At 63.1% G+C, this 21,189-nt stretch carries 12 protein-coding genes; 5 read left to right on the plus strand and 7 right to left on the minus strand.

What is annotated here, in order from left to right; translation table 11 throughout:
* Positions 1 to 611 precede the first annotated feature (611 nt).
* The 5 genes from BUS42_RS07760 to BUS42_RS07780 form a co-directional block, all read right to left on the minus strand.
* Complete coding sequence (locus tag BUS42_RS07760) at positions 612 to 4,286, minus strand: PKD domain-containing protein (protein WP_074306426.1); 3,675 nt, start codon at positions 4,284 to 4,286, stop codon at positions 612 to 614.
* Between the two features lie 2,087 nt (positions 4,287 to 6,373).
* Positions 6,374 to 7,396, minus strand: coding sequence for a DUF933 domain-containing protein (locus tag BUS42_RS07765; RefSeq protein WP_074306427.1), 1,023 nt, complete (start codon positions 7,394 to 7,396; stop codon positions 6,374 to 6,376).
* 135 nt (positions 7,397 to 7,531) lie between these two features.
* Positions 7,532 to 9,826: a transglutaminase TgpA family protein gene (locus BUS42_RS07770; RefSeq protein ID WP_074306428.1), complete on the minus strand. Its 2,295-nt coding sequence runs from the start codon at positions 9,824 to 9,826 to the stop codon at positions 7,532 to 7,534.
* Entirely contained in the window at positions 9,823 to 11,181 is a 1,359-nt protein-coding gene (locus BUS42_RS07775; RefSeq protein WP_074306429.1) for a DUF58 domain-containing protein, read from the minus strand. Before BUS42_RS07775 ends, BUS42_RS07770 begins: the two co-directional genes overlap by 4 nt.
* 120 nt (positions 11,182 to 11,301) lie before the next feature.
* Positions 11,302 to 12,279 carry an AAA family ATPase gene (locus tag BUS42_RS07780; protein WP_074306430.1) on the minus strand — a complete coding sequence of 326 codons (978 nt, stop codon included), beginning with the start codon at positions 12,277 to 12,279 and terminating at the stop codon, positions 11,302 to 11,304.
* Positions 12,280 to 12,583: 304 nt separating this feature from the next.
* Here BUS42_RS07780 and BUS42_RS07785 point away from each other — a divergent pair, with 304 nt between their 5' ends.
* The 5 genes from BUS42_RS07785 (at position 12,584) to BUS42_RS07805 (ending at position 18,915) form a co-directional block, all read left to right on the plus strand.
* A complete protein-coding gene (locus BUS42_RS07785) occupies positions 12,584 to 13,867 on the plus strand; it encodes a glycosyltransferase family 4 protein (protein ID WP_254053366.1) in 1,284 nt (427 codons plus the stop codon).
* Positions 13,845 to 15,236, plus strand: coding sequence for a hypothetical protein (locus BUS42_RS07790; protein ID WP_254053367.1), 1,392 nt, complete (start codon positions 13,845 to 13,847; stop codon positions 15,234 to 15,236). Before BUS42_RS07785 ends, BUS42_RS07790 begins: the two co-directional genes overlap by 23 nt.
* A gap of 58 nt (positions 15,237 to 15,294) precedes the next feature.
* Entirely contained in the window at positions 15,295 to 16,518 is a 1,224-nt protein-coding gene (locus tag BUS42_RS07795) for a glycosyltransferase family 4 protein (protein ID WP_074306433.1), read from the plus strand.
* 73 nt (positions 16,519 to 16,591) lie between these two features.
* Complete coding sequence (locus BUS42_RS07800) at positions 16,592 to 17,812, plus strand: glycosyltransferase (RefSeq protein WP_074306434.1); 1,221 nt, start codon at positions 16,592 to 16,594, stop codon at positions 17,810 to 17,812.
* Between the two features lie 137 nt (positions 17,813 to 17,949).
* Positions 17,950 to 18,915 (plus strand): glycosyltransferase family 2 protein, encoded by a 966-nt coding sequence (locus BUS42_RS07805; protein WP_074306435.1) that lies wholly within the window; start codon positions 17,950 to 17,952, stop codon positions 18,913 to 18,915.
* Here BUS42_RS07805 and BUS42_RS07810 read toward each other — a convergent pair.
* Positions 18,888 to 20,000, minus strand: a complete 1,113-nt coding sequence (locus tag BUS42_RS07810) for a glycosyltransferase family 4 protein (RefSeq protein WP_074306436.1) — start codon at positions 19,998 to 20,000, stop codon at positions 18,888 to 18,890. The two genes, BUS42_RS07805 and BUS42_RS07810, sit on opposite strands and share 28 nt — an antisense overlap.
* Positions 20,001 to 20,245: 245 nt before the next feature.
* Entirely contained in the window at positions 20,246 to 21,142 is an 897-nt protein-coding gene (locus tag BUS42_RS07815; protein ID WP_410001681.1) for an FkbM family methyltransferase, read from the minus strand.
* Between the last annotated feature and the right edge of the window lie 47 nt (positions 21,143 to 21,189).

The raw sequence follows: 21,189 nt of genomic DNA on the forward strand, positions 1-21,189 counted from the left end.
GTCGATCGGGCCGGCCGGCGGGTTCGTGCCGGTCTCGTGCAGCGTGACCGGGCTGCTCGCTTGACCCGAGGCATCGATGGCCGTATAGGTGGAGGCGTTCGGGCCGAGGGCCACGGACTGTCGGTTGAAGAAGTTGTTGGCGGCGTCGACCGCGTCGACCGGCGTCCCGTTGGCGGCGACGACCGGCGTGCCCGGAGTGCTCGCCGTGACCTGGCCGGTGACGAGCACGGTGCTGCCGGCGGTCGCCTGGCCATTGTCGGCGGGGGAGATGATCGCGACCGTCGGCGGGTTCGGGTCGGCGATCCCTTCGGGGTCGCCGTCGGCGCTGGCGAGCGCGAACGAGCTAGTCGCCGAGTGGTTGCCGCTCGTCCACCCGGTGGCGCCCGCGTAGTCGTAGACCCGGTGGGTGGCGCGGTCAACGACCCAGAGGTCGGTCCCGCCGTTGGGGTTGAGGGTGATGCCCGAGGGACTCGTGTCGGCCGGGTCGAGGAACCACTCGCCGACCTTGTTCCCGCTGGCGTTGTAGACGAAGACGGCGTGGGCCTTGTCGTCGGTGACCCAGAAGGTCGAGCCGTCGCGGGTCACGATGTCGGTGGGGCTATTGTTTTCGTTCAGCGGGTTGGGGTCCGACTGGTCGAGGTGGAACGATCCGCTCGGGAGGGCGGAGCTGCTGGCCGGCTGCGGCAGGGGAGTCGCGGCCCCGGCCCGGATCGCGGCGCCTCCCACGAAGCGCAGCACCGAGTGGATCCCCGCGTCGACGATCCAGAGGTCCGTGCCGTTGGTAGCGATCCCCTGGGGGTTGACCAGTCCGAAGGCGCGGAACGAACCGAGCAGGGCACCGTCGGTGCCCTGGACGTCGACCTCCTGGTTCGACCCGTCGACCAGCCATGCGGTGGTACCCGCGGCATTGACGGCGATCCCGCGCGGGCTCGGCACGCTGGTGTCCAAGCCGAACGCCCCGGACGTGTTCCCGTTCGCCAGGTAGCGTAGGTCGTGTCGCCGCCGGTCGACGTACCGCCGTCGGCGACGTAGAACTTGGTCTGGCCCGGGGGTGACGTCGCCGGCGGTGGGTTGCCGCCGTGCACGTTCTTGAGCGGTGCCCAGCTCACGAAGTAGACCGGGCTCGAGTTTCCCGGGACCGCCATCCAGCCCGATAGGTAAGCGACTTGATCGGTCGAGTGGATCCCGCTGGAGAGGCTCGGAAACTTGACGTCCATCCGGCCGCCCTGGGCGGGCACGATGTTGTAGTCGTCGGCCTGGGCCCCCCCCGGCCCAAAACGGAGGCTCGAGGCGACGATATTGTTGACGTTGAAGTCGGGGTTCCCGCCGGCGTCGGTGCAGGACCAGATCTTGACGGGGATCTCGCCCGGCCGGCCGACGTTGATCGCCGAGACGACCTGGAACGGCAGGCACGACGAGCCGAAGTTGAGCGTGGCCGTGCCCCGGCCGCCGTCGTCGTCGGTGACCGTGACGGTCACCTGGTAGACGCCCGGTTGCGCGTACGCGTGTGAACCTGAGTAGGTACCGACCGTGGCGACGCCCGCCGACCCTTGAACGACGGTCGGAGTCATCGTCTGGGTGGTGCCGTCGCCCCAGTTGATCGTCTCCGTGAACGCCTCGACGGTCCCCGCCGGCGCGAAGGTGAAGCCGGCGTCGGTGAACTCGCCCGAGACGACGGCGATCGGGGCGCCGGTGTTAGGATCGGGCACGAAGGAGAACCCGGCCGAGACCTTCGGCGAGACGTTCTGGATCAACGCCGACGTGCTCAGGCTTCCCGAGCCATGATCCTTGTCGGTGACGACCACCTTGACCGTGTACGTTCCGTTATCGGCGTACGTGTGGCCCCCCGCCGTGACCGTCCCCGAGCCGTTCGACTCCGTGATCGTCGCGGCGCTGCTGGTCCCATCGCCCCAGTAGACCGCCGCCGTATGGGTGTCGCTCAGGCCGGGGTCCGTGAAGGTTGCGACGATGGCGTTGCTGGCGAGCGCACTTCCTTCATAAGTTGGAGTCTTGGTCGGGTTTGTAACCGTCGTGACCGTCGGGGCCACGTTGAGCACCTGGACATTGACCGTGTTGGTGGGGTAACTGCCATTGGCGTTCGTCGCGGTCGCGGTGATCGTATCGCTGACCGCCGGGGTGACGCCGTCGGCATAGATGTGTGTCACCGTCGACGGGTTGCCGCTCAGGATCTGGGGGGCCGAGCCATCGCCCCAGGCAATCGTCCAACTCGTGATCGAGTTGCCGCCGGGCCCGGTGGCCGAGAGGTTGAGCGTATAGGTCGCCCCCTCGGAGGTCACGCCCGGACCGGCGATCGCCACCTGCGGCGCCGTGGCGTTGACGTGCACGCGGACGGTGTTGGAGTCCCAGGTGCCATCCTGGTCGGTCGCCGTCGCGCTGATCGTGTCGTCGTTCGGGCCACTGGCATAGACGTGCGTGGCCGAGTTCGGGTTGCCGCTGATCGTCTGAGGGGCCGTGCCGTCGCCCCAGTGGATCGTCCAGTGGTCGATCGTGTCATCCTGGCCCGGATCGGTCGACGCGAGGTTGAGCGTGTACGTGGCTCCCGCGTTGACCGATCCCAGACCGCCGATGACGAGCGTCGGGCTTACATTGCTGACGGTGACGGCCAACGAGTTCGCGTTCCAGGTGCCGTCCTCGTCGGTCGCCGACGCAGTGATCGTGTCCGTGACCCCGTCGTTGTTGTAGACATGAGTGACCGTAGGCGTGTTGCCATAGAACGTCTCCGGGGCCGTGCCGTCGCCCCAATCGATCGTCCAGTCATAGACGGTGTCGACGCTCGGCTCGATGGCCGAGAGATTGAGCGTGTAGGTCGCCCCCTCATCGGTGACGGGCGGGCCGTTGATCGTGACTGTCGGCGCCAGGGGGTTGACTGTCACGTGGAACGTGGTGCTGGCCGTCCCGGCCGGGTCATCGTCGTCGGCGACGGTCACGGTGACGGTGTGGGTCCCCTCGTTCGAGTAGCTGTGGGTTGCGACGACCGTACCCGCCCCATTCTGCTCCTGGACAGTGGCGTTCGAGCTGTACGTGCCATCTCCCCAGTCGATCGTGGCGGTGTGCTTGTCGCCGGTGCCCGGGTCGGCAAAAGAGACGGCCAGCGCGTAAGGGGTTCCTTCAGTCACCTGCTGATCGGCCACGGGGCGGACGAACGGGGTTGCATTGCCGATGGTAACCTGAGCGGCGGCGGTTGCGGTGGCGCCGGCGGTATCGGCCACGGTCAGCGTGGCGGTGTCGCTCCCCTCGTCGGCGTAGGTCCGGGTCGTGATCGGCTCGGTGGAGGTCGTCCCGTCGGCGAAGGTCCATTGGTAGGAGAAGAGGGGCGCCAGGGTGGCCGTCGATTGCGAGGCGTTGAACGTGACGGTGTCCCCCTCTACGACGGTCTGGTTCCCCCCCGCGTTGGCGACCGGCGGGGCGTCGAGCGTGAAACTGGTCGAGGCCACGGTCCTCAGGCCCGCATTGTCGGTGGCGCGGATCGTGATCTGATGCGTGCCGGCGGACAGGCCGGTCGGCGTCCAGCGGAATGAACCCGCCGCGAGCGTCGAGCTGATGTCCTGGTAGGCGCCGCCGTCGACGCTCGCTTCGAGTGTGGCCACGCTGCCGTCCTGGTCGGACGCCGTACCGGCCACCGTGGGGTCGGTGGTGAGTCGGTCGGTGCGGTAAGCATTGCTACTCGGCCCGGGGGGCGCGGTGTCGTTGAACAGGTCCACGGCGACCGACGGCGGGTGGTCGGCTGAAGTTGGGCACGGGAGCCGCACGGTCGTGTTGTGGTCGGAGTCGTTGTTAACCAGTCGGAAGATCAGATGAGCCGTGCTTTGAGGCGCGAGCCCGGAGATGTCGGTGGTGACGGTGACCACCGCCGTGCCGGTCTCCGTCGTGCCCGCTCCGAGCTTCGTAGGTAGTCCCTCGGTGACGTTGAGGAAGGCGTTGCGCGCCTCGCCGATGGTGGGAACCAGGGGTTTATCCTGGCCATCGACCAGGGCGACCTCGAAGGCGTCCTTGATCGAGTGAGTGTCCGTCGTGTCGAACGAGAGGTTGTCATACTGAAAGACGAGGGTCGAGGGGTTGCTGGGAATCGTCAGCGTTTTCTCTAGCCCGACGACGTACGAATTGCCCTCGGTCAGAACCAGACCGCCACCGGTGGAGACGACCCCACCGCGGCCGGGGTCGCTCCCACCACTTTCGGGGGTCGACCAGCCGGTCAGGCTATCGACGTCGGCGCACGTGATCTGGATCGAGTTGCCCGAGGGTGTGCTAATGACGGAGTGTGGCAACTGGGTGAGCGTGCTCGTGCTGCTTCTCTGAGGCGATTGCGCGGGGATCGAAGTCGGAGCCGGCGAGGTCGGGCCGGGAGTGGGGGTCGGGGTCGGGGAAGGAGTCGCCGCGCGGGCGGGAGTCGAGCGGCTCGCGGTGGCCGGGGCAGGACTCTGCGCCAACCTGGCCGGGCCGGAAGTTCCGCTGGCGCCAACGACCTGTGAACTCGATCCCCCTGAGTTCGAGGAGGGCGTCGGAGTCTGTGCGGCGGTCCCGCCTCGTGTCGCGGTGCCGAACGCCGATCCCGCGACGCCTCCACCGCCGCCCCGGGCGGCCGCGCCTCCCTGCGGCGCTGCCGATCCCTGCTTGCGGGGAGCTCCCGGACCGCTCGGTGTGTTCGCGGGGTGTTGTGTCCCGGCAGCGAGCGATTTGGGTAGCAGCGGGTGCGCGGACGTCGGTGAAACATGTTGTACCGAGTGCAGATCCCCCCGGCTCAGTCGGAACCCACCGGACAACCCATGGCCGTGCCCTTGATGCAGGGGCAAACTGTCGTGGCGGCGCGGAACGATCGAGAAGGGGAGGATGCCGCCCCTGCCGGAGAAACCTTGATGCGATGAACGCCGTCCTTCCCCGAAAGGCGTTCGCATCTCGGCCGCAAGACCATTGCCGGCGATCGAGCCCAGGCCGGTCAGAAGCGATCCGGCGATATCTCTCCGCTCGAGGTTTTCCGCTTCGAGAAGCTCCCGATGGCGGGCACGGCGACGGCGATCCCGTAATCGATCAGCCGAAGTGCCGACGCCATCGCGAGTTGGCCTCGAGTGATTCACTAGCCGTAAGATCAGACCATCCCAGAAACGATCGGCAGACTCGTGGCGGCAAGTCATGGCGCGCTCCTCGATCGTGGACCCCGGCTGTCATCCTGCATACTCGCAGAGAGAACGGTCGGTGCCTTAAGCGATTAGGTGAATCGATTTAGCGAAATGCATTCACTACGATGAAGAATGGAAGAAATTCTGAAACCATCTTTATGGCAACAGCAGCGCGAGTGCTCACACGTTCCAAATCGGGGGGGAGAGCAGGGGGGACTCAACTTTGACCTCACGATCGATGAATTGCAAATACTTTTTTTGCGGCACTCTATCAAATGGCGATAACGCCTCATCATGCGGACTATAACTAATTCATCGACTAACCATTATGTCAATTCTGTGCCGACTCGATTGAGGGTGGTGTCCTACAGCATTTCACCAACAGACTTTATAGGTGAACAATACCTTTAATGGTAGACCCTTCCGAGGAACCCGACCCCAGGCTTGACCAGAGCGCCCAACCGCACGTCGGCGTCAAGAAAATTAGAGACCTCGGCAACGTTCAGGTCCACGTCTGATTGAATACTTCCTGCACCGCGCGAAAACTGTAAGACCGAGTAGTGGTCCTGTCAGATTCGCTACGCTCTGCAAGTCGTCGTCACGATGGTGGCCCAACCAAAGATGTATGACCATGACCACGTAAGACGTCGTCGAGGCAATCTTCACCTTACATCGGGCGCTGGTCAATTGGGAACGCCGCGTTCGTCAGCGAGGCGGGCGAACCGATGTGGTTCGTCTCTGAGAAGCTCATCCGCACCGAGGGGGCGACACAGAATGATGCGTGGCGGCGTGCGGTTCAGTCGGCTCAAGAGGTCGGGATGGGCGGCCGTTCGATCCGGGTTCCGAGGTGGAGATGAACGCGAGATCTTTCCGGCTCCATCTGGCCAGGCTGAATGGAGCTTGTCGGCCCGGCGGGAGGCCAAGACAGTCTCCGCTCTGCGGGTGCGGGGACGAGACCCGCCTGACTGAACCAAGGCTGGAGGGCAAGGGGCTATGGGGAGGCGGCCGCTCAGCATCACCTGGATGAGGCTCGCCGGCAGGTCGGGTGCTCGCCACGTAGGTTTACGGCCCCCTCCGGCGGCTTAGGCGACACGACCTCGTAGCGGGCTAGCGATGAGGCCCGGTCCACGGAACCGAGTGATGCCAGGGAACTCCGGCCTGGCCTCTCACCCGATCGGCCGCGTGATCCGCGCCCTTACCGACCGCCATTGCAATCAAGCCAAAGCCTGGGACGTTTGCTACAGTCCGCTGCGAAAGAAGATGATATCTCCGTCCTTGACGACGTATTCCTTGCCCTCGAGTCGTTGCAAATTCTTTGCTTTGACTTCCTTCATGGTTCCGAGCCGAGCCAAGTCGTCGAACGCCGTCACCTCCGCGCGGATAAACCCCTTGGCCAGGTCGGTATGGATTTTTCCCGCGGCATCGACCGCGGACCCACCGCGCTCGAGGTTCCAGCCACGGACCTCGGGTTCTCCGGCCGTGAAGAAGGTGATGATCCCCACCGCGTCGTAGGCTTTGCGAATGATCCGATTGCGTCCGAACTCGGTGATTCCCAAGTCGTTCATGAAGCCCGAGCGCTCCTCGGGGTCGAGTTGGGAAAGTTCCAGTTCGAGCTTGGCATCGAGGCAAACGGCACCGGGAGCCATCGCTAGCAGCGACTCCGGGACTTCCTCCCCTTGGGTTGCGTTCAGCAACACGACTTGCGGCTTGTCGGTCAGAAGACCAAACGACCGCATCGGCTTCTTTTCTTCCTCGGTCAGGCCCAGGGTCGAGATCGGTTCACCCGATTCGAGCGTCGCGTAAACCTGTTTGATCAACTCGAGTTCCTTGAGTTGGGCATCGCGGTCCGCTCTTGGTTTCTTGGAGCTTGCCGTGAGTCGATCGATTCGGTTGGAGACGACGCTGAGGTCGGCGAACAGCAGTTCTTCACGGAACCCGTTCAGATCGGCGGCGGGGTTCGCGCCGGCAAATGCACCGAGGACGATCAGGAGGGCGTCCCCCTCGCGAATCAAGGCAAGGCGCTGGGGATTATCGCCATGAGACCCCGGGATCAATCCTGGAGTGTCGAGCATTTCGACCGTGGCTGGAGTGACCTTCTTGGGCTTGTGAAGCTCCGTGAGGAAATCGAGCCGAGGGTCCGCCAGGGTCGCGACGCCAACCTGCCCGGCATGGACCTTTCCGGGATCAGGCGTCGCTCCGGTCAGCAGTTGAAAGAGTGTGCTCTTGCCACTTCCCGAGAAACCGACCAGTCCGACTCGCATAGTCCGGCGTTCCTCTCGAAGTCCTTGACCAACGTCCCGTCGACGGCCAGCGGAAGCAAAAGAAGAAAGAAACAGGATCGGGGAGGGGAGGGGGCGACTCGTTCTCGATCGGATCGCCGGTCTATTGGTCCTCGTTTACGCGTCTTTGGAGCGAAGACTCGCTTCCAGGGCGTCCAGACGAGCTTCAATACTCATAAGGACTTCTGGAGAGAGCGTCAAGTGGCCGAACCGGACCCGATAGAATGCGTCGACAACCAGACGCGGGACATCGGCGACCGATTCGGTCTTCAACCCACCACCGGTCAGGAAGACCGTGGCCCGTCGCGCGAACTCGTGCTGGGTTTCCGCGGGAGGACGATCCAGGCCGTAGTCCGCCAGAAGTTGGGTCAGGCGCCGGTAGAAGACCACTCCTGCCGAAAGCGACGAGGGATCCTGATCGGTCCCCCGGAACCAGCGAAGAATCCGTCCGACGACCCAAAGGAAAGCGCGAGTCAACATCACGAGCAGAAAGAGGGCAGTGAACGAGACGAAAAATCCGCGAACGCTGATGAACTGCCCCACGTCTTTAAAGTGGAGCAGGTTGGCCAGGAGCGGTCGAATCGACTGCCCCATCATCGCGAAGCCACTTCGGGCTTCGTTGACAAGTTGCCTGATCGGCTCGTAGATCAGTCGCTGCTGCCGATCGGCGTTGTATCCGACGACGAAGAAAACCCAGATATACCGAATGAAATCGGTGAACTGACGGAAGTTCGAGCCGAATCCACCCACCCGATTCACCGAGTCTCGTCGCTCATTGGCGGGAGTCGGGTCGAGCGTCAGCCACTTCGGGGGCGAATTCGCCGGCGAATCCAGATAGACTTCCACCCAACTATGAGCATGCTTCTGCCGAACGCTCAGGACCTGCGCCAGTTCGTTCCAGTCGCCTCCCTTGAACCCATTGACCAGGCGCGCCGGGATATCAACCGAACGCAAGAGCAGGGCGAGGGCACTGGCGTAATATTCGCAGTGCCCCTCCTTGCGATTGATCAGAAAGTCCAGGACCGGGTCGATTTTGCGATCGACCACGGTCATTCGGAGCGTATAGCTGAATTTCCCTGAGATCCGGAGGTAGTCGTCCAAAGCGCGTGCTTGGGCCTCGCGGTCTTCGGCGGGAATCTTCTCGATGATCGGGAGGGCGATCTGTCGCAGCGGTGCGATGAGGTCGGGGGGGACGGCCAACAGGGTCCTACGGCGGTCCTCCTTCAGGGGATCCTCGCCGGGTTGAGGGTTCGTCGAGTCGGGGTCGGAGGTCACAACGTAGTCGAAGGATCCCGGCCGGAGCGCATCTCGCGTAAACGTACCGTCATTCGCGTTGAATTCGGAGACTTGGCGTGAGGCCGCAACCATCTTATTAATCGGTCGCAGTCCGAAGAGAACCGGAGAGTCGGTCACCTCGAGCTTGATCGACTGTTGAATCGTCCGCGGGCGATCGAGATTGGGAGGTGGCGAATACCCTTTTTCTTCGCGATACCACCGCCCCTCCTGATATTTCGACATCGTGACGCCGCGCCAAAGCAATTCATCCGTCGGCTTGATCCGCTGTTGCACCTCATTGAAGAGCTCGATGCTCATCACAACGCTGTCGTTTTCGAGAATTTCGCCGAGTTGACCGAGTTGAACTTCGTCGTCGAAACCGGTGAGGTGCCCGGCCACGGGTTCGGACCCGCGCGACATCCGCGTGGTGGTCCCGCGCCGGGGCATCGCCAGAAAGATCACGCCGCCCAGCGCGAGCGTTAACGCGGTCACGCGAATCCCAGAGAGCACAAACGGGAGGTCGAGCAAGCCCGGGTAGGCCTCATCCGAAGGCGAGGCGGTCGACGCCTGGAGAATCGGCACCGCACTCGAACCCGACCGAAGCGAATCGCGAGGCTCGGATGGCGTGGTGGAGAAAACGGGACTGGCGATCGAACGATAGCGAAGCGAGTCGCGATGCAACGAAAAGAGCGAGAGGACCCAGAGGGTGAGGAACGCCCAGGAGAACATCAGCAGGCCCACCCGATCGCTCTGGCTGATGAAGACACCGACGAGCACCTGCGTCAGGCCGAGGAGGACGAGAAACCAATCGTCCTCCGGCGTCTTGGGCAAGAACATCTTGATCAGTTGGAGGTAGACGAGAAAATGGGCCAACACCCTGAGCAGCGAGTCGGGATCGATCAGATACTCGAGAAGCACGAGGCCGATCGAGACCATCGCGAGGCCGTTGGCCGCGGGCCGCGGTAGGCCGAGTGCGGGGTTGCGATCGACGGTCATCACCGCGAGAAAACCGCTGAGGGCCACCATGACCGGGAAAAGTATGCTGAAATTATTATCGGTAACGTCGACGCTCATGGTCAACGTCGCCAAAGTCAGCATCAGATAAAAGCTGGTGCGGTAGAGGGTTGTGAAGATCATCGCGGGGAACCCTCCGTGATCGCCTCAACCTCGTCCTGGTCACTGTCCTGAATCATCGGCGCCGGCGAGATCGTCCGACTCGATGGGCTTGGCTTCGCCGGATTCGGCGATTGGTCATCAGGAAACTGGATGAACTCCGTGAGTTCGTCGTTCGAGGCGTCGAGCAAGACGACCCGGCCCATCAGCCCCCGCGCGGCCGTTCCCGATAGCCGCTCGGATCGTTCGGCTTCCTCGAGCAGGTTCACCGGGCGCGTGGAGACGACCACGAGCACGGCCTCGCGGAGCGTCGCCGGGGGAAGCGTATCGAACAGTGTGGAGAGCGTTCCTTCGGACGAGGGACGCATCACGGCCAGTTGTTCGAGGAGTTCGTGGAGCAGCTTGACTGACGCAGGGCCTTGGCGAACTCCGGGGGTGGCTCCGGTCCAGCCGAGCAGGAGCCTTCGCCCCTGGTGCCGGCAGGTCTCGAGGCAGATTGTCGCGGCGAACTGGATCATCTTTTCGAGCGCCTCGCGTTGCTCGGGCATGACCTTGGTCCGAGGAAGCCAAGGGTCAAGCAGAATCGCCAGGTCCTGCTCGTTCTGCTGCTCGAATTCCTTGACCATCGGCTGCCCGAGTCGTGCCGAGGTTCGCCAGTGGATCCACCGGGGACTATCGCCGGGCCGGTAGTCGCGGAGCCCATGATACTCTTGTTGCTGCGCGGAGCGGTCGTGCCTCATCCCCCGACGTGTCTCGGAGGCCTGCCTCTGGAGAAATTGCCAGCGCCGCGTCAACTGGCCGACGCGCGGATAAACGGTCAACAGGGCCGGTTCCAACGTGGTCACGCGGCGCTCGATCAAGCCGAAGGGGGACCGAGTGACCAGGTCGAGCATCCGAAACCGATATTTCCCACGCCTCGGGCTCGGGCCTTGCCAGCGCAGTCGCGCCCGAGTCATCCCAGGGACCCGCGCGAAGAAAACGCGAGGCGTCACACTGCTCGAGCCGGAAACGATTCGATCCAAGGGCGTGAGGTCGTCCTCAACCGCGAGCGCCAAGGCCGCCATCCAACGCCGCGAGTTCTCGAGCGTGTAGTCGAGCGTCAACGGCTCGCCCGAGAAGACGTAAGCCGGGATTCGCCGCGTGACCCGAAGCTTCCGGAGCATCGCCGCACTCGCGAAGATGGACGCGACGAGCGGACCCGCCGCCAATCCGGCCACGAGCAGAATCAGGTTGATCTGCTGGTTGAGCCCCGTGGCGAGGAGCCCGGCCCAGACGGCAATGTAGAGAACCCCTTCCCGCGTCCACAGAAGTCTCTGAGTCGGCCACAGACTGGCGAGGACCCAGCGAGCGGACCGAGTGAAGTAGCGACGCGACTCCATGGGAGACCACTTTCCTTCCGCGGTCAGGTCGAATTGAGGAAATGGCGGAGATCTCGACTCCGTGTGCTCGCGTCGAACGCCCGACTGGCTTCGCGATACCGACGCCCTGGCTGCCTTCGCTCAAGAGGGAACGCGAAGCCGATCCACAAGATCACGGATGATCGCTTCGGCCGCCCCAAACTCACCTGCCTGGAGGAAGGATTTACCCACGACACGGTGGGCCAGGACCGGAACGGCCAGGGATTTCACGTCGTCGGGCACAACATAGTCGCGACCCGACACGAACGCGAGACTCTGGGCGGCACGGTACAAGGTCAGAGCGCCTCGGGTGCTGACCCCCACGTGGAGGTCTTCTCCCTTGCGCGTCGCGTGCACGATATCCAGCAAATACTCGGCGATCGCGTCGTCAACCCGGACGTTCCGCACCGCGCGTTGGAGATGGATCACGTCTTCCGCCATGAGGACCGGACGGAGCGTTTCAACCGGTTCTCCGGACCGGTGGGTGGAAAGCACCCGGCGTTCTTCGGAGCGAACGGGATAGCCCATCCGGAGCCGGATCATAAATCGATCGAGTTGGCTTTCCGGGAGGACGTACGTGCCCTCGAACTCATAAGGGTTCTGGGTGGCCAGCACGATGAAAGGAGGTTCAAGCGTATACGTTTTCCCCTCGACCGAGACTTGCGTATCGCTCATCGCCTCGAGCAGCGCACTCTGAGTCCGCGGCGTCGTGCGGTTGATTTCATCGGCCAGGATCACATTGGCGAAGATCGGCCCCTGCTTAAAAATGAACTCGCCCGAGGCTGCGTTATAAACGCTCGATCCAATGATGTCCGACGGGAGCAGGTCGGGGGTGAACTGGACGCGACGGAACGTGCAGTCGATGCTAGCCGCAAGCGCCCGGGCGAGAAGTGTCTTGCCCACGCCGGGGACATCCTCAATGAGAACGTGCCCCTCGGCCAGTAACGCAACAACAGCAAGCTTAATCACTTCCGGCTTGCCCAGAACCACGGTCGCCACGTTCTCCAAGAGCCGGTTCAAGAGTGACATTAGTTCGTCAATGTCAGGCGAGGCCATCTCGGATGTCTGCGGTGAATTCATACTCGTTCCTTCGATCCAGCGGAGGTCCGATTTCAGGCCCCGAACGGATTACGACTCGGGTTAGTATAATCGAGCCACTCGCTCGATTCCAACGTTGCGGTTACCCCTGCCTGAAGGATTCACCTCCGCGGTTCGGACGAGGTCTCGCGCCGAGGTCAACCACGAGCGGCCGGCGGACCGTTGCGACCCGATTCCTCGGGGCGCTGGCGATTCGACCCTTGACGGTGACGTTCCCGACGACTTACGATGATCGCCGAGGGATGTCATCCATTAATTTGCATCACGGATGAGCGCGTTCTACGCGATGACGACTCCACGCACCGATCGAATTCTTGTCGCTTGCCCCGACGCCAGACCACCTGCCTACCAGGCCGTGATCGGTCTGGCTCAAGCGAACCTGCTCCATAGTTTCCACACGGCCTACTACTATCGCGGGGTCGGCCGGCTCGGCACACTGGCGAGCCGGGTCGCTCCGGAACGTTTCGCGCGGTTGCAACGGACGCTCGCGCGACGATTTGATCCCAAGATCCCGGGCGCACAGGTCCGTGCTTCCTGGGGGTATGACGTCGCGCTCCGGTTCGAGGAACAACTCGCGAGGCGGGGCCATCGAGCGCGGAGTGGAGTCGCGCGGTGGCGAACCGAGCGGTTCGACCGCCAATTGGCCCGCGCGCTCCCCCGGCACCGCCCCGACGCCGCGCTCATTTTCAGCGACGTGGGCTCGCAATACACCTTGCCACGCTGCCGTGAACTCGGGATCCGTTCGATCCTGAGCATGGTCCACGGTGATGTCCGCGAGGAGCAGCAGGTTCTCGAACGCGAGGCGGAGACCGCACCCGACTTCTTCCGGATCTATCTTGGCGACGGTTCGCTCGATCTTGAGGCCCTGGCCTGGCTCCACGACCGCCGGCTTCGCGATATCGACCTGGCCGACCGCATTCTCGTCCCTTCCGACCATATTGCCGAAACCCTGATTCGCTACGGGACGAACCGAGACAAGATCGCCGTCATCCCTTACGCGGCCGACACACACCACTTCCGACCCGACCCGGCGAAGCGGCACGACGAATCATGCACCTTCTTGTTCGCGGGAGGAATCACGCAACGCAAGGGGATCAAGTATCTCCTGGAAGCGTGGCGGCGGATCCGACGTCCCGGTTGGCGACTTCAACTGCTCGGCGGACTGCCGAGCGATCCCGGACCGCTGGTCGACTACCTTGATGAGGTTGAGGTCCTCGGGCGAGTCTCCCACGCCGAGATGCCCGCGCGAATGGCGGCGGCTGACGTCTTCGTCTTCCCCTCGCTCTTCGAGGGCTCGGCCGTGGTGACGTACGAGGCGCTCGCGTGTGGCCTCGCCTCTGTGGTGACTCCCGACGCCGGTTCCGTGGTCCGCGACGGTGTCGAGGGCCTCATCGTGCCGCCCGGGAACGTCGAACGCTTGGCCGAGGCCATGGAGCAACTGGGCTTGGATCCGAACCGTCGTGAGCAGATGTCAGTCGCGGCGCGAACCCGGGCTGAGTCGTTCGATTGGCCTCGCTATCATTCGGCCGTCACCGGGGCGGCCCGGCATGCGATCGACTGTCCTGGTTAATGGAAACCCCAGGAAGGGGATCAGCGTGGAAGTTCTCCCGGCTTACGGCACCGCGGCATTGATCATTGCGGTCTTCCTTGTGCACGTCATCTCGCGCAAGTTCGACCCGTTTGCGCCGATCTGGATGTTCCTCGTCGGATATGTCCAGATTTACGTGTTCCAGGCGATTAACTACCATGACTGGGCCATGCAGGTTCGCGGTCCCAAAATGATCATGACGGCCAATCTCAGAGCCCTTTGGGCCCTCGCTTTATTCCTGGTCGTGTATCATTGCGGATTCCCCAAACTCCTCTCGAAACGCCTGCCGAATCCGCCCACCAAGTGGTCCACGGGGATCGTCTGTCTCATCACTCCCTTTCTGTTCATCTGGGGGAGCATCAGCGCGGGCCTCATCAGCCGAGGCGGCGGCGGAGATGTCACACCCGAAGGAGCCCTGTTGGCTTCGTTCCCGTTCGTCATGCTCGTCGCGGCCGCTCTGCTCATCGTCACCGGCCAGTCGGGTGAAAAGCATCGCCCGGCGTTCACCGCCCTGGGATTGCTGATGGGTGCGTTCTATATTCTCGTATGGATGTTCAACGGAAAACGTTCGCATTCGCTGATGGGCGTTTTGGTCACGGTGTGCGCGTTCTACATCTCGCGGCTGCGACGCCCGTCCTGGCCAGTCCTGATCTCGACGGCCTTCGCGGGCGCACTGGCGGTTTCCATCGCCATCGGTTGGAGATTTGAACGCCAACACGGTCGAGACTCCTCCGAATTCCTCACGTTCCTGAGTGAATTCGACATGGCGACCATCCTGAGAAACATGAACATTGAAGGAGATGATGGGACGAAAGGACCGATTTCTCACGAGACCGAAGAGTACGGCGCCTGGCTGGTGATCATGACCGCGGTGCCATCCATGTCCGAGTACGATTACGGTGCCTCGTACCTCCGGATCTTTTCGACCTTCATCCCGCGAATCATCTGGCCGAGCAAGCCGTACTTTGGACGGGAACAATGGATCAACGCATGGATCGCCGGGTCCGAGTATAAGCGCGACTCGACCTTTACCGGCCCGGCGATCGGGATCCACGGCGCGACTCATCTCAACGGTGGCGCGTGGGGGACGGCGATCGTCTTTACTTGCGTGGCGCTCTTTCTGCGAACGGCCTACGACTATTTCCGGTTGTACGGACACGTCCCATGGGTTCAGGCGTGGTGGTCGGTTTTCTTCTTCAACGCCTGGTTCATGGTCGTCACGGACGACCCTTTGGTCTGGTTCTATTACAACTGGGGCTTCACATCCATGCCCTTCATTACCTTGCTCTGGTTCGTGAACAAGTGGGGGGGAGCGTCAGGCGACGTCCCGGTCGCGGCGTATTCCGCCTGAAACGATCACCCGAGCTTCGTCACGATTCAGGCGGGAACGAGAGGGAACTCGCATCCATATGTCCACAACACTCGCGATCTCGTTTACGAATTTTGGGCCGTACCATCTCGCCAGGCTCAGAGCCTTGGCCCTCGCCCTCAATGCCGACGGGGGACGGTTGATCGCCTACGAAGTCGCAGGGACCGAGCGGTTGTATCCCTGGGTCCGTGAGCAGGGGAAGGAACCGTTTGAATGGGTCACGCTCTTTCCGAACCGAACACTGGAAACGCTCGCGAAGTCGGCATGCTCGAAGGCGATGCAGGAAGTCCTCCAGCGAGACCGGCCCGACGTGGTGGCGGCCGTCGGCTACTCCCGTCCTGAGTCCACCGCGATCCTTCGCTGGGCGGGGCGCGAACGACGTCCGGCGATCCTGATGTCGGAAAGTCAGGCGATCGACCATCCTCGCGTTTGGTGGAAAGAGGCGGTCAAGCGCACCCGAGTGCGTCGATTCTCGAGCGCCCTCGTCGGCGGCCCTCCCCATCGCAATTATCTCGTCGATCTCGGGATGCCTCGCGACCGGATCGTCCTGGGTTACAACGCCGTGGACAACGACCGGTATGCGCGGCAGGCCGAGCGCGCCCGCCAAAGCGTGGAGAAGGCTCAGGGGCTACCTCGGTCTCCTTATTTTTTGGCGGTGAATCGGTTCGCTCCCGAGAAGAATCTGGTGCGGTTGGTCCGCGCCTTTGCACGCTATCGGAGCTCGGTCCCCAAGGCCGAGGCATGGGACCTCGTTCTGTGTGGCGATGGCCCTAGCGCCTCCGAGGTTGATGAGGCGATCGCGGCTTCTGGTTTTGCCGACTCGATCCACCGCCCCGGTTTCCTCCAGGCTGATGAGCTTTCCCATTGGTATGCGTTTGCCTCGGCATTCGTCCATCCGAGTTTGATGGAACCGTGGGGCCTGGTCGTCAACGAGGCAGCGGCATGTGGGCTTCCCCTCTTGATCTCGGATCGTGCCGGGTGCGGTGAGACGCTCGTCCCCGACCTTCCCGACACCACGGGGCGGCGCTTCGATCCAGGCGACGTCGAGGCCATGAGCCTCTGTCTCACCTGGATGGCCGCGCTCAGCGTCGCCGAGCGGCAAGCGATGGGCCGTCGCGCTCGCGAAGTCGTCGCGGAATGGGGGCCGGAGCGGTTCGCCGCCGGCACGCTCGAAGCAATCGGCCTTGCCGTGGACGCCTTAAACTTGAAGCGGAAGTCGGTTTCGTCCTCGGACTCCTCGAGTCGTGGGTTGTTATCCCGTTGAAACGCCGTGGTCAATCGTCACGGAGGAAGAGGCGGGCGACGCCCGCCGGTCACGTCCTGAATCGAGGCCCAAGATGAGCCAATCGTTCTCCTCCACCCTGGCCAATACCCGAAAACCCGCGGACGTCCCCTCGAACGGAACGGTTCGGGAAGGGTGGCTGCACATCTGCAATGGGCTCGACCCAATCCGTGACGGCGGGATGGTGCCAAGCATTCTCGGAATGACCAAGGCGCTGGCCAAGATCGGGGGGCCGGTCAATATCGTCACCCCGACCCCATCCCGGCTCGGGGACACCCCCATTCCGTCCAACGTCCGTCTCCAGGGGCCGGAAACCAACCTCGAGGCGGTCGTTCGCACGGCGGAAGTGATCCACATGCACGGCCTCTGGCAAGCGCAGACCCGTCGCGGTGCGCGGCTCGCCTGGCGGGCCGACGTGCCCTACATGATCGCGGCTCACGGCATGGCCGAGCCCTGGGCAATGCGTCAGAAGGCGTGGAAGAAGAAGGTCTACACCGCGCTGGTCGAAGGCAAAAACCTCCGACGCGCGGCCTGCCTCCACGCCTTGTCGCGACCTGAGATCGGCCACCTCCGCGCGCTGGCGCCTCGAACCCCGATTTGCTTCATCCCCAATGGAGTCGATCCGGTCCCGCTCGAAAACCTGCCCGATCGATCCTGCCTCGAGGCCGAATTCCCTGAATTGAAGGACAAGTTCGTTCTGCTCTTCTACAGTCGGATTCACGTCAAGAAGGGACTCGACCTGCTCGCTCAGGCCTTCGCCCGAATTCAGCGCGATCATCCCCAGGTCCATCTCCTCCTGGCAGGGAACGACGATGGCGCCCTTGGGCCGTTCTTGAACCGCATCAACGATGACGGCCTCACTTCACGCGTGACCTGGGTCGGCCACGTCTCGGGGGAACGAGCCCGACGGGTCTGGGGAGCCGCCGACGCGTTCATCTTGCCCAGCTACAGCGAAGGCTTCAGCATGGCGATCCTCGAAGCGCTCGTCTGTCGCCTTCCCGTCCTCATCACAACGGCCTGCCACTTCCCGGAATTGGCGGACTTCGAAGGCGGAATTGTCGTTGATCCGGTCGTCGATGAGGTGACTCGCGGTCTGAGAGACCTGCTGGAACGCTCTCCCGACCAGCGTGCGGCGTTGGGTGCGGCCGGCCGTGCTCTTGTTGAACAAAAATACACATGGGAACAGCAAGGACAACGCTTGGCCGACGTCTATCGCTGGATGAGCGGGGGGGGGCAACCGCCCGAGGCCGTCCTTGGTCTCGACCAGGAGCCCTGAGCCATTGTCCCAGCGGGGCCCAGGCCCGACCTTGGCTCGAGACCCCTTTGATCCACGAATGATCGACGATCCGTCGGTGATTGCGACCACCCTTGACGAAGTATGGGCCCGCGACAGCCCTGTGGAGCCGAAAATCTATGTCCCGACTCGAATCCTCGGCCGCAAGCTCCGATACCGGTCGCGCAACGTCAGACATCGCCACGAATCCGACGTCCGGCAAGGTGAAGGTGAGCGTTCTCGTTCCGGTCAAGAATGAAGCCGAGAACCTGAGACGTTGCCTACCGGCGCTGGCGTGGGCCGACGAAATCTTCATCGTCGACAGCCAGAGCAGCGACGAGACCGCGGCCGTCGCGGCCGAGCATGGCGCCCGCGTCGTCCAGTTTCATTTCAATGGGACCTACCCCAAAAAGAAGAACTGGTCACTGGAGCACTTGCCGTTCCGCAACGACTGGGTCCTCATCGTCGACGCCGATGAGGTGGTGATTCCCCAATTGGCCGACGAGATCGCCAGGCGGACTGCCAGCGATGAGGCCGATGGGTTCTACCTCAACATGAAGTATTATTTCCTCGGCCGCCGGATCCGCCACTGTGGTTACTCCGAAGCGTGGAACCTTCGTCTCTTCAAGCATCGCCTGGGGCGTTATGAAAAGATGCCGGTCCGGCCAGGCGCTCAGACGGGCGACAACGAGGCGCACGAGCACGTCGAATTGAGCGGAACACGAAAGCCGCTTCGCCTCGTCCACGAACTCGACCACTACGCCTACCCAACCATCTCGGCCTGGGTCGAGAAACACAATCGTTATGCCCGCTGGGAAGCGGAAATGTATGAGCGGTTCCTCAATGAGCCGATCCCGGCGTCGATCGGTACCGGAAAACGGCTCAAGCGATACCTGAAGAAAGTCTACCTGCGGCTCCCGATGCGCCCGTTCGTTCGCTTCGTCTACTCGTACGTCGTTCGCCTTGGTTTTCTCGACGGTAAGCCCGGGCTCGTCTTCTGCACCCTTTTGGCGTTCTACGATTTTCTGGCCTGGGCGAATGTCTATGAGCGTCGAGTCTTAGCGCTTGGCGAGGAGAATCAACGGATCGGAATCGAAACCGGCTGAGTGATCTCGTCCTCGTCGAGGGCCAGAACCGCTTGATAGATGCCTTCCAAATCCCGCGCCTCATCGTCGGGTTGAAAGTCGCGAAGGACGAGCTCCCGTCCCCGCTGCCCAAGGCGTTGTGCGCGCTCGGGATCGTTCAGAAGGGCGAGGATCGTCTCCGCCAAGGCGGTGGAATTGTCCGGCGGGACAAAGAGGCCGGAGACGTCATGATCGATCAGTGCACGCAGTCCAACGACTTCGGAGACGATGGAGGGCACCCCAGCGGCCATCGCCCTCGCCAACGAGAGGCCAACGGTTGGCACCAGTGAGGTGAAACAGAAGATGTCGAGCACACTCCAGAACCGAAAACCTTCGAGCGATTGACTGGCGAACGTGACCCGGTCGGTGATCCGAAGCCGGTCGGCTCGACGGCGGAGGTCGACCTCGTCCTCCCCTTTTCCCGCGATCACGAATTCGGCATCGATCCCGGCGTCGAGAACTCGGCGCGCCGCGTTCAAGAACGTGGCGAAGCCCGAGGCGGAGACCAACGGGCCGGCCGTGCCGATGACAGGTACCGGAGTGAGCCGTTTGGCCGCGGGCGGAGCGACCGGTTCCGGAGCGGAAATCCCGGGACTGGCCACCGACAACAAGGAGGCGGGAACGCCGAAATTCACTTCGAGATCGTTGGCAAGTTCCTGGCTGACCGCCACCAATCTCCGGCACCAGCGACGGCTCAGCCGCAATCGATCGCGACCACCAAGAAACTCGTCGACGGTCTGAATGTAGGGAAGGCCCCAGTGCTCGGCAATCGCGAGCCCGGCGCCGCTCATTGTGGAGTGGAGGATATGAAGGAGTTCGGGCCGGCGGGAGGGATCGCCAAGCCGGAGTCGGCGGACGGCCAGCCCCAGTTGCCAGCGCTGATTGAGACGCGGGCACTCAATGAACCGCTCGTCGGCCGAGGTTCCCTCACCGGCCGACACGTAGAGCAAGTTCGCCGAGACGCCGAGCCGGCCCAACCGGTCGAGGAAGGCGCGCATCGAATCGATTTCACCTTGCGCGTCCAGCCGACCGGCGAGCAGGAGCAGTGTTCGCGCGGACTCGCCCATTGCTCGGCTCCTCGTCGAGGAATTCGCTCTGCCAACACGCGACGACCAAGTCGCAACCTATCACAACGTCGCATCGGAGGGCAGGGGAATTCCCGAGCAGCGTTCGCTCAAGGCCGCGGCGAACGGGTTCGAATGGCATCGCCCACCGGGGAATTCAAGGAAGGTTCGGGGCATTGCGGTACGTCCCCAAACCTCCCTTGGAATCAGGCTTCGAGTCTCACCCCTCGGCCTGGGCGAGCGTGCGTTTACCCCTGGAGGAAACTCGCCGGCGATGTTGACTCAGCCCCAATCGCCTCTTTAATGTTCCGGGCCCGCTCTCCTTGCTCCTGTTCCTCAGGGATCGCCACGATCATGAACGGTCGATCTTCCGGCCCGACGATCTGACTCGACTCCAGGTCCCACATCCGGTACTTCTCGCGGCTGAGCAGTTGGATCACCTCGGCGCCCCCCAGCCCCGAAAGCTCAGAGACGATCACCGGTCGGGCGGTTCGGAGGATACGGGTCGCCCCCTCAAGCGCCTTGATCTCATCGCCTTCGATATCGATCTTGATGAACGAAGGGGTCACCTGATAGACCTCGCAGAGCGAATCCAGGGTCTCGACCCGGGTTTCCACCACCTGCACCTTGCCGGTGCCCACCGCGAGCTCGCTCGCGGTCAGCTCCGTACCGAGCCGGCCGGTTGCGCCCGTGGCGGCATCGATACTGAACTCCGCGATCCCCGGTGCAGCGCCAATGGCGCACTCGCAAATCGTGACGTTGCCGCAGCCGTTCGAATCGAGATTCGCACGCAGCAACCCGCGGTTCTCTACCTCGGGCTCGACGGCCAGGACGCGCCCGCCGTCACCGACCCATCGCGAGAGCAGGGTGCTGAAAAAACCGATGTTCGCCCCGACGTCCAGAACCGCATCCCCCTCGCGAATCGCCGCGCGAATCGCGCGGACGGTCGACGGCTCGAATCGCGCCAGCCCCTGCGACCAAAACATCACGTGCCGTCGGAGATTGACCTTCAACGAGACTCCCGGTTCGACGTGAGCGAGTCGAATGGTCGTACCCGGAAGGATTCGCCGGGCCATCCGCGCCATCGCACGCTTTCCACGCCCCTGAACATCTTTCCATGTGTTCAATACAGACACGCGAGTCACCAACCTTTCTGAATTTTCAATGAAGTGAGCTCATAGCGGCTTCGTCT

Source organism: Singulisphaera sp. GP187, from assembly GCF_900129635.1.
Taxonomy (GTDB): Bacteria; Planctomycetota; Planctomycetia; order Isosphaerales; family Isosphaeraceae; genus Singulisphaera.